The following is a 10,792-nucleotide window of genomic DNA, read 5'->3' as shown; positions in this document are numbered from 1 at the left end:
GCCGAAGTCCTCGGGCTGGGCGAGGTCGGTATCGACGACGGCTTCTTCGAACTCGGCGGCCACTCGCTGCTGATCACTCGCCTGCGCAACCGGATCCGCGAGACGCTGGGCGTCGCGGTGCCGGTCCGGGAGGTGTTCGCGGCCCCCACCGTCGCCGAGCTGTCCGAGCGCATCGACCGGCCGGGCGCTCGCCAAGGGCTGCGCACCCTCCTCCCGCTGCGCTCGACCGGTACCCGGGCACCGCTGTTCTGCGTGCACCCGGCCGCCGGGGTGAGCTGGCGCTACGCCGGCCTGCTGCGGCATCTCGGCCCGGACGTGCCGGTCTACGGCCTGCAGCATCCCGCGTTGTCCGCCGAAGCGGCCGCCGACGGCGAGGTCCCGGGTCTCGCCGAGCTGGTCTCGCATTACCTCCGCCGGATCCGCTCGGTGCAACCGGAGGGGCCGTACCACCTGGTGGGCTGGTCGTTCGGCGGTCTGCTCGCACATCAGATGGCGGCGAGGCTGCGGCAGGACGGGCAGGACGTCGCGGTGCTGGCGATGCTGGACTGCTACCCGCCGGAGCTCACCGCCCGGGTCGATCTGGAGCTGCTGCGGCAGAACTCGGACATCGCGGGCGTGCTGCGGGACCAGTCCGGTGTCGGGTTCGAATTCGACCAGGACGAGCAACGCGCGGTGCACCGGGTGATGCTGGCCAACGCCGAAATCGCCCGCGACTTCGAACCCGTTCCGTTCGACGGCGACATGACCTTCTTCGCCGCGATGCGCGACCAGCGCGCGTTCGGCTGGAGCTCAGCGGACTGGAAACCGTTCGTCACCGGGCGCATCGAATGCCACGAGATCGACTGCGAGCACCTGCACATCATGCACCCCGAGCACCTCGCCGAAATCGGTCCGGCGCTGGACGCGCTCGTTCGGCGCCCGTCCCGCTGATCCCGCGAGCAAAAGAACACCGATCCCCGGAAACACCGGAAAGGAATACGGATGAATCCGTTCGACGACCCGGACGGCACGTTCTTCGTGCTGACCAACGACGAGGGCCAGCACTCGCTGTGGCCGGCGTTCGCGGACGTTCCCGAGGGCTGGTCCGTGGCGCATTCCGAGGCGTCCCGCGAAACCTGCCTGGCCTACGTCAGCGAGCACTGGACCGATCAGCGCCCGAAGAGCCTGATCAACGCCATGGACGACTCCGCCGCGGCGGAATGAGCGGCCCGTCGGTTCGATCGGAGAGCAGGTGAGCATGTCTTTTCCCGCGGAAGCGGAACAGCTGGTCGATCTCGTGGAGCGTCAGGTGGCGGCGACGCCCGACGCCGTCGCGCTCCGCACCAGCACCACCCGACTCACCTACGCCCAACTCGACCGCACCGCCAACCGGTGGGCGCACCACCTCAATCACCACGCTCAGCCCGAAAACCCCATCGCCATCTGCGCGAGCCCCGACGCCCAGCTGTTCGCCCTCCTGCTCGCCACCCTCAAGACCAACACCACCTACCTCCCCGTCGACCCGCACCAACCCGACGAGCGAATCCACCACATCCTCCACCAGACAAACCCCCCGCTCGTACTCACCGATCCGACCCACTACCGACGAATCCGCGCACTCGCCCCGTCCGGCACCACCATCCAAACCCGCACCGACCCGCCCGCGCACGAATCCACGAAACCGCCCCGCACCCGCCACCCGCACACCAGCACCTACATCGTCTACACCTCCGGATCCACCGGACGGCCAAAAGGCATCACGCTCACCGAAGCCACCATTCGGAATCCGGCCGAATTCCAGCTCGGCCGGGGCGGGGGACGGCGAACCGGCGCGCAGCTCTCCTCGATCGGGTTCGACGTGTCCCTGCTGGAGATCTTCGTGACCTGGCTCAGCGGAGGAACCCTCGTGGTGGCCGATGAGCAGCAGCGGCAGGACCCCGACGCGCTGCTGCGGCTGCTGGCCGAACAGCAGGTGGAGCGGCTCTACCTGGGCCCCGCGTTGCTGACCCAGCTCGCGTACGCCTGGTGGCGGCGGCCGGTCGAGCTCGCGCTGAGCGAGGTCCTGGTATCCGGGGATGCGCTGCGGCTCACCGGCGCGGTGCGCGAGTTCGTGCACTCGCTCGCCCCCGGCGCGGTGCTGGAGAACCAGTACGGTCCCTCGGAAACGCACGAGGCGACCGCCGCGCTGCTGTCCGGGCAGCGGGAGCACTGGCCGGAGGCGCCGTCGATCGGCCGCGCCATCACGAACGTGCCGGTCTACGTCCTCGACGAGTTCTTGAACCCGGTTCCGGCCGGAGTGCCCGGCGAGATCTACGTAGCCGGGCCAGGTCTGGCGCGCGGTTACGTGGCCAGAGCGGACCTGACCGCCGAACGCTTCGTCGCCGACCCCTACGCCGCCGTTCCCGGCACCCGCATGTACCGGACCGGCGACCGAGCGCGCCGCCGGGCCGACGGCGCGCTCGAATTCCTCGGCCGCACCGACGACCAGGTCAAGATCCGCGGCTACCGCGTCGAACTCGGCGAGGTGGAGGCGACCTTGGCCGCGTGCCCCGGTGTGGCATCAGCGGCCGTGACGGTCGTCGAGGGCACCGGCGGGGTGGAGGTCCTGTCCGGATACGTCGCGCTGTCCGCCCCGGCGCCGTCCGTGCGGCGGATCCGGGAATTCCTCGCGGAGAAGCTGCCGGACCACATGATCCCGGCCGCCATGACCGTTGTCGAGGACATGCCGCTGAACCGGAACGGGAAGGTGGACCGGCGGGCGCTGCCTGCGCCGGAGCTGTCCCGCCCGGAGCTGTCCAGCGAGTACGAACCCGCGCGCACCAGCCACGAACAGATCCTCTGCCACATCTGGTGCACCGTGCTCGGCCTGGACGAAATCGGCATCCACGACGACTTCTTCGAACTAGGCGGCCACTCCCTGCTGGTCACCCAGGTCATCTCCCGCATCCGGACCGCGTTCGCCGTCGACCTGCCCACCCGCACCCTGTTCGAGCACCGCACCGTCGCGGCGCTGAGCCCGCTGGTCGACTCCGCGTCGCGCGACGAACTCCCGCCGATTCCCCGCCGCCGCGGCGAGGAACCCGACCTGTCGTTCGCGCAGCAGCGCATCTGGCTGATCGAGCAGCTCACGCCCGGAACCCCGATGTACGCCGTGGAGAACCTCTGGCACATCACCGGCGCCCTGGACACCACCGCGCTGACCCGGGCGCTGGAGCTGATCTGGCACCGGCACGACGCATTGCGCGCGACGTTCCGCGACGAGCACGGCAGTCCCCGGCAGCACCCGCGACCCGCCGGAGAGCTGCCGGTCCCGGTCGCGGACCTGTCCCACCTGAGCCCGGCAGAAGCCGAGGCCGCCGCGAAGCGGTTCGTCGAGCAGGACGCGGCCGCGGGCTTCGACCTCGGCACCGGCCCGCTGCTGCGGGCACGGCTGTTCCGCGTGCGCACCGACGACCACCTGCTGATGATCAATTTCCACCACATCGCGGTGGACGGCTGGTCGATGCGGGTGCTGTGGCAGGAGTTCACCGCCGCGTACGAGGCGTTCCGCGCCGGCGCGCAGCCCCGGCTCCCGCAGCTGCCGGTGGATTACGCCGACTACGCCGACTGGCAGCGGCGTTGGCTGGAGGGCGAGCAGGCCCAGCAGCAACTGCGGTTCTGGCGCGAGGAGCTGGACGGCGCCGATTTCGCGCTCGAGCTGCCGACCGATCACGACCGGCCGGCGGCGCTGACCGGTCGCGGCCAGCGGGTGCACTTCAGCTTCGACCGGGAGCTGACGCACCGGCTCCGCGACGTCGCCCGGCAGCACAGCGCCACGATGTTCATGGTGCTGCAGGCCGCGCTCGACGTGGTCCTGGCGCGCAACGCGGCGAGCACGGACATCGTCACCGGATCGCCGGTGGCCGGCCGCTCCCGGCCCGAGCTCGAAGGATTGATCGGCTTCCTGGTCAACACGATCCCGTTGCGGGTCTCCTGGTCGGGCGACCCGGCGTTCACCGAGGTGCTGGCCCGGGTCCGGACCAGCGCGCTGGGCGCCTTCAGCAACGACGACGTGCCGTTCGAGCGGATCGTCGAGGACCTCGCCCCCGTTCGCGATCTGGCGCGCAACCCCCTGTTCCAGGTGTGCTTCGTGTTCGACAACTCGCTGGAATTCGAGGCCCCGGCGGAACTCGCCGTCGAACAGGTGGCGACCGAGCCCGCCAGCACGCGCTTCGACCTGGAATTGCTGGTCGACGAATATCCGGACGAAATGCGCGGGTTCCTCGGATTCAGCGTCGACCTGTTCGACGAGTCCACCGCGCGGCGCTTCCTCGAGCACTTCCGCAACGTGCTGAACCACATCGCCGAAGACCCCGAGTGCCGGTTGTCGCGGATTCCGATGCTCGGCACCGAGCAACGGCACACCCTGCTGGCCGCGTTCAACCGGCAGAACGGGTTCGAGCTACCCGTCGGGCGGGATCTCGCGAGCATGGTCGAGCACCAGGTGGCGGCGACACCCGACGCCATCGCGCTGCGCACCGGCACCACCCAGCTCACCTACGCCGAACTCGACCGAGCCGCCAACCAATGGGCCCACCACCTCAAGCAGCACAGCACCCGGCCCGAAACCCCCATCGGCATCTGCACCGCACCCGGGCCCGAACTGTTCACCCTCCTGCTGGCCACCCTCAAAACCAAAACCACCTACCTCCCCCTCGACCCGCACCAGCCCGACGACCGGCTCCACCACATCCTCCACCAAACCAACCCCCCGCTCGTGCTCACGCACCCCGCGCACCAGCAACGAATCGAACAGCTCACGCCGCCCACCACCACGATTCACACCACCACCAACGCACCCACCGACCAACCCCCCCCACCACCCCCCCGCACCCACCACCCTCACACCAGCGCCGACATCGTCTACACCTCCGGATCCACCGGAGAGCCCAAAGGCATCACGCTCACCGCGCGCACCATCGAGCATTTCGTCGGCTGGCAACTCGCGCTCGACCCGCGCCCCCGGGTGTGCGCGCAATTGGCCACGACCGGTTTCGACGTGTCGTTGCAGGAATTCTTCGTGACCGTGATCGGAGGCGGCACTCTGGTCGTGCCGACCGAGGAGGAACGGGGCGATGCCGACCGGGTGCTGCGGGTGCTCGCGGACACCGGCGTGCAGCGCGCCTACCTGCCGCCTGCCCAGCTGGAGGAACTGGCGCTGGCGCACCGGCCGGGCAGCGCGGACCGCCAGCCGCTCGTGCTGGACGAGATGATCATGGCGGGCGAGGCGCTGCGGTTGTCCGGCGCGGTCCGCGACTTCGTCTCCGCGCTCGGCCCGGACGCCGTGGTCGAGAACCAGTACGGCTCGTGCGAAACCTACAAGGTCTCCGCGACCGTGCTCTCCGGTGATTCGGCGCAGTGGCCGGAGCTGCCGTCGATCGGACGGCCGGTCTCGAACGTCTCCGCGTACGTGCTGGACGACTTCCTGAACCCCGCTCCCATCGGGGTTCCCGGCGAGCTGTACGTGTCCAGCCCGGCGCTGGCGCGCGGTTACGTGGCCAGACCGGACCTGACCGCCGAACGCTTCGTCGCCGACCCCTACGCCGATGCCCCCGGCACCCGCATGTACCGCACCGGCGACCGAGCGCGCTGGCAACCGGACGGCACCTTGGACTTCATCGGCCGCACCGACGACCAGGTCAAGATCCGCGGCTACCGCGTCGAACCCGGCGAGGTCGAGGCCGCGCTGACCGCGGCTCCAGGGGTCGGGGCGGCCGCGGTGAAGGTCGTGGAAGCGGCGGGCGGGCAAACGGTGCTCGCCGGCTACGCCGTACCCGCCGCCGGGTCCAGCACCACCGCCGACGACGTGCGCAAGTTCCTGCGCAGCAAGCTGTCCGACTACATGGTCCCGGCGACGCTGCAGCTGCTGCAGGCCCTCCCGCTGACCCGCAACGGCAAGGTCGACCGGGCCGCACTGCCCGAACCGGTCCTGCGCAGGCCCGAGTTGTCCAGCGAGTACACCCCGCCCCGCAGCAGCCACGAGGAGATCCTCGCCCAGCTCTGGTGCGGCGTTCTCGGGCTGGACGACATCGGCGTCCACGACGACTTCTTCGAACTCGGCGGCCATTCCCTGCTGGTCACCCAGATCGCCTCCCGCATCCGGGACGCCTTCGCCATCGACCTGCCCACCCGCACCCTCTTCGAGCACCGCACCATCGCGGCACTCGCCGACGCGGTAGAGGAAGCCGTCGTCGCCGCGGTCGCCGCGATGCCCGAGGAAGCCGTCCGCAGCGAAACGGCCCCGGACCCGAACGACTCCTGACCATCGGTCACCAGCAGAAGGGAAGACCCTCCATGACGACCTACCAGCGCGTCTCCGGTGGCAGCGCTCTCGAGGACCGCTTCGGCTATTCCCGCGCGGTGCGGGTCGGGCCGTGGATCTCGGTCGCGGGCAGCACCGCGGCAGGCCCCGACGGACCGGTGGGCGGATCGGACATCACCGCGCAGACGCGGGAAGCCCTCGGCCGCATCGCCGAGACCCTGCGCCAGGCGGGCGCCTCGACGGCGGACGTCGTCCGGACCCGGCTGTTCGCCACCGACATGGCCCACTTCGACCGGATCGGGGCCGTGCACCGGGAGTTCTTCGCCGACGTGCTACCGGCGAGCACGATCGTCCAGGTCGAGCGGCTGGTACTGCCGGAGCTGCTCATCGAGGTCGAAGCCGACGCTTACCGCGCGGAGTGAACCCACCAGGCGAGCAGCGAGGAGCGACAGTGACCGAACGCGCGGACGGCGAGCCGACGCCGATCCTGTTCGAGCGGCAGGCGGCGACCACACCGCAGGCCGTCGCCGTGATCTCCGCCGCGGCGCGGTTGTCGTACGCGGAGCTGAACGAACGCGCCAACCGCTTCGCGCATCTGCTGATCGAGCGCGGTGTCGGGCCCGACGACGTGGTGGCGCTCGCGCTGCCGCGCGGAGCCGGAACGGTCGTGGCGATGCTCGGCGTGCTCAAGGCGGGCGCGGCGTACCTGCCGGTGGATCCGGAAAACCCGCCCGAGCGGAACCGCTACGTGATCACCGACGCCGCACCGAGCCTCGTCGTGTGCGATCGCGCCACCCCGCCACCCGAGGTCTCGGTACCCGTCGTCGATCCTTCGGCCACCGGCGGGTACCCGCGCACGAATCCCGCTGATACCGACCGGACCGCTCCGCTGCTACCCGGGCACCCCGCCTACGTCGTCTACACGTCCGGCTCCACCGGTGCGCCGAAAGGTGTCACCGGGCTGCACGAGGGCCTGGTGAACAGGCTGCTGTGGTTCGCGGCGGAATTCCCCGAGCAGCGGGGAAGAGCGGTCTTGGGCAAGACCTCGCTCGGCTTCATCGACGGCACCACCGAAATCCTCGGCACGCTCGTCACCGGCGGCACGCTGGTGATCGCGGAGGAGACCTCGCTGGTCGAACTGCCCGAACGGGTCCGGCAGCACGGGATCGAACGGCTGACCGCGGTGCCGAGCGCGTTGAACGAGCTCGTCCGGCACCCGGAGGTGGCATCCCTGGACCCGTGCCGGTTCTGGATCAGCAGCGGTGAGCAGCTCACGCCCGCGCTCGCCGCGGCGTTCGCGGAGACGTTCCCGGGAGCACGGCTGATCAACCTCTACGGCGCCTCCGAAATCAGCGGCGACAGCCTGTGGTCGGAATGCAGCGGTGCGGACGCCCCCATCGGCACGCCCATCAGCGGCACCCGGACGCACGTGCTGGATCAGCGACTGCACCCGGTCCGGCCCGGGGAGACCGGTGAGCTGTACATCGCCGGAAGCGGATTGGCGCGCGGTTACCGCGGACGGGCAGCGCTGACGGCGGAGCGCTTCGTCGCCGAAATCGGCGGGCCGCCGGGTTCCCGCATGTACCGGACCGGTGATCTCGTCCGCCAGCGGCCGGACGGTGCCCTGGAGCACCTGGGACGCCTCGACGACCAGCTCGAGATCCGCGGAGTGCGCATCGAGATCGGCGAGATCGCCGCGGTGCTGGAACGGCACCCGGCGGTCGGCCGGGCGACGGCGGCCGAGCACGGGGATCGGCTCGTCGGCTACGTGCTGGCCGAGTCCGAAGTGGACACCGACGACGTCCGCGAGCACGCTCGCGCGACCCTGCCCGCGCAGGTGGTCCCGGACGTGGTGGTAGCGCTCGAGAGCTTTCCGGTCACCGCCAGCGGCAAGCTCGATCGGCGTGCGCTGCCGGAACCGGAATTCCGATCCGGCCGGGCCGCTGCCCGCGATTCGCGCGAGAGCGCGCTGTGCCGCATCTTCGCCGAGACGCTGCGGGTCTCCGCCGTCGGCACCGACGACGACTTCCTGTCCCTCGGAGGTCACTCGCTGGCCGCGGTGCGCATCGTCAACCGGGTGCGCAGCGATCTCGGCGCACGACTGGACATGGGGCTGCTGTTCGAGCAGCGGACCGTGGCCGAGCTCGCCCGGGAACTCGACACCTCCGCAGGGGAACACCGGCCGCCGCTGCCCGTGGGCCCGCGACCGGATCGGGTTCCGCTCTCCGCCAATCAGGAACAGCTGTGGTTCCTGAGCCGCCTGGACGGCAGCAGCGCGCTCTACAACCTGCCGCACGCGCTGGAGTTGTCCGGCGAACTGCGGGTTCCCGTTCTCGCGGAGGCGCTGCGCGACGTCGTGCAGCGGCACGAAAGCTTGCGCACCGTTTTCCCGGACGACGACGGCGTGCCGCGGCAAGTCGTTCTGGACGCGGAGGCGGCGGCCCCCGTCCCGGAACTCGTGCACTGCGCACCGGACGAACTCGACGCGCTGCTCAGCGCCGCGGCCGCCGAGGAATTCGACCTGGTCAACGATCCCCCGTTCCGAGCCGCCGTGTACTCCACCGGCACCGATGAGCAGGTGCTGCTGCTGGTGACGCACCACATCGCGTCCGACGGGTGGTCCTTCGGCCCGCTCGTGCGCGATCTGGCCACCGCTTACGCGGCGCGCGCAGCGGGGCGGCCACCGGAATGGTCGCCACTTCCGGTGCAATACGGCGATTTCGCCGTCTGGCAGCGGGAGTTCCTCGGCGCCGAGTCCTCTTCGGACAGCGTGCTGGCCCGCCGCACGGCCTGGTGGACCGGGAAATCGCGCGGTCTGCCCGAACAGCTCGAACTGCCCACCGACCGGGACCGTCCCGCGATTCCCAGCCACCTCGGCGGCATCGTCACCATCGAGGTCGGCGCCGAGACCCGCAGCCGGATCCGCGAGATCGCCACCGAGCACCGCGCCACGACGTTCATGGTGCTGCACGCCGCGCTGATCGCGCTGCTGACCAGGCTCGGCGTCGGAACCGACGTCCCGGTCGGGACGGTGGTCGCCGGGCGTGACGGTGCGGCGCTGGAAGACACCGTCGGCTTCTTCGCGAACACGCTCGTCCTGCGCGGCGACACCTCGGGCAATCCCGCGTTCGCGGAACTGCTGGACCGCGTGCGGGACGACGACCTCGAGGCGTTCGCGCACCAGGACATGCCGTTCGGTCGGCTGGTGAGCGCGCTGAACCCGCCGCGGCATCCGGCCAGGCACCCGCTGTTCCAGATCCTCCTGGAGCTGGACGACACCACCTCCGAGCAGCCGCGACTGGCCGGGACCACGCCCGCGCGGCGTCCCGTGCACATCGGCCGCTCCCGTTTCGACCTCGCCTTCGAGTTCCTCGGAGGTTCCGGCGACACCGATCCGGAGGGGCTGAGCGGAACCGTGGAGTACAACGCCGACCTGTTCGAGCGTTCCAGCGTGCAGCGCCTGGTGCAGCGGCTCGTCCGGGTCCTCGAAGCGGTCGCGCGCGACCCGCAGGTGCGCCTCGGTCGGATCGACATCCTGGGAGACGACGAACGGCGGGAGCTGCTCGGCAAATGAACCGCACACCTCCGACCACCACCGCAGCGGCCGCGGAAGCGGGCGGCACCGGATTCGCCCGGCTCCCGTCGCTGACCGGAATGCGCTTCGTGGCGGCGTTCCTCGTGTTCGTGCACCACGCCTTCTACCAGAGCTTCTTCGCGGACCCGGGCACGAACGCCGTGCTCCAGCGGATCGGCATCGGCGGAGCCTTCACCGGGGTCGGCTTCTTCTTCGTGCTCAGCGGCTTCGTGCTCACCTGGTCGGCCACCGGCGACGACGGCGTGCTCGCGTTCTGGCGGCGGCGGCTGGTGAAGATCTACCCCAACCACCTGGTCACCTGGCTCGCCGGGATCGCGCTCGCGGTGCTGTCCGGAACGGCGTTCACCGCGATGCAGGTGGTGCCGAACCTCTTCCTGCTGAACGTGTGGGCACCGGACCCGGTGCTGCTAACCGCGATCAACCAGCCCAGCTGGTCGCTGTGCTGCGAGCTGTTCTTCTACCTGCTGTTCCCGTGGCTGCTCGGCCTGCTCAAGCGGATCCCGGAGCACCGGCTGTGGTGCTCGACCACCGGATTGCTGCTGGTGATCGCCGCACTTCCGTTCATCGTGCTGGCGGTGCTGCCCGACACCCCCACTTACCCGGGCCTGCCGGCATCCGCGTCGCAGTGGTGGTCGATCTACCTCTTCCCGCCCACCCGGTTGCTCGAATTCGCGCTGGGCATCCTCGTGGCGCGGATCGTGCGCGCGGGCCGCTGGATTCCGATCAGCCTGGCGGCCGCCTTCGCACTGCTGGTCGTCAGCATGATCGTGCAAGTGGTCCTGCTGCCCAACGTGTACGGCATCATGGCCCCGGTCGCGGCACCGCTGGCGCTGCTGATCGGCGCGGCCGCGACCGCGGATCTGCGGGCGGCGCCCAGCCCGTTCCGCGGCAGGCTCATGCTCCGCCTGGGCGAGCTG

Annotated in this window: 6 protein-coding genes; all 6 read left to right on the top strand. The window is 70.4% G+C overall.

Annotated elements, in window-relative coordinates; translation table 11 throughout:
• Positions 1 to 930, top strand: a 930-nt coding sequence (locus tag IJH84_RS15745; protein WP_295145759.1) for an alpha/beta fold hydrolase, incomplete at its 5' end; no start/stop codon positions are given.
• A 51-nt stretch (positions 931 to 981) separates the two neighbouring features.
• Positions 982 to 1,203, top strand: coding sequence for an MbtH family protein (locus IJH84_RS15740; protein ID WP_295145757.1), 222 nt, complete (start codon positions 982 to 984; stop codon positions 1,201 to 1,203).
• Positions 1,204 to 1,237: 34 nt separating this feature from the next.
• Positions 1,238 to 6,280 carry a non-ribosomal peptide synthetase gene (locus IJH84_RS15735; RefSeq protein ID WP_295145755.1) on the top strand — a complete coding sequence of 1,681 codons (5,043 nt, stop codon included), beginning with the start codon at positions 1,238 to 1,240 and terminating at the stop codon, positions 6,278 to 6,280.
• A gap of 32 nt (positions 6,281 to 6,312) precedes the next feature.
• On the top strand, positions 6,313 to 6,702 hold the full coding sequence (locus IJH84_RS15730) for a RidA family protein (RefSeq protein ID WP_295145753.1): 390 nt from the start codon (positions 6,313 to 6,315) through the stop codon (positions 6,700 to 6,702).
• 29 nt (positions 6,703 to 6,731) lie between these two features.
• Positions 6,732 to 9,854 (top strand): amino acid adenylation domain-containing protein, encoded by a 3,123-nt coding sequence (locus tag IJH84_RS15725; protein WP_295145751.1) that lies wholly within the window; start codon positions 6,732 to 6,734, stop codon positions 9,852 to 9,854.
• Positions 9,851 to 10,792 (top strand): acyltransferase (locus IJH84_RS15720; RefSeq protein WP_295145749.1); only part of this gene is annotated, 942 nt, incomplete at its 3' end. The genes IJH84_RS15725 and IJH84_RS15720, both read left to right, overlap by 4 nt.

The organism is Saccharopolyspora sp. (genome assembly GCF_017434145.1).
GTDB lineage: Bacteria > Actinomycetota > Actinomycetes > Mycobacteriales > Pseudonocardiaceae > Saccharopolyspora_C > Saccharopolyspora_C galaxeae.
This window is presented reverse-complemented; position numbering and strand designations above follow the sequence as displayed.

Bases quoted from the DNA above. Each gene is read 5' to 3' on its own strand.
- IJH84_RS15740 (WP_295145757.1), top strand. From the start codon at position 982: ATGAATCCGTTCGACGACCCGGACGGCACGTTCTTCGTGCTGACCAAC.
- IJH84_RS15735 (WP_295145755.1), top strand. From the start codon at position 1,238: ATGTCTTTTCCCGCGGAAGCGGAACAGCTGGTCGATCTCGTGGAGCGT.
- IJH84_RS15730 (WP_295145753.1), top strand. From the start codon at position 6,313: ATGACGACCTACCAGCGCGTCTCCGGTGGCAGCGCTCTCGAGGACCGC.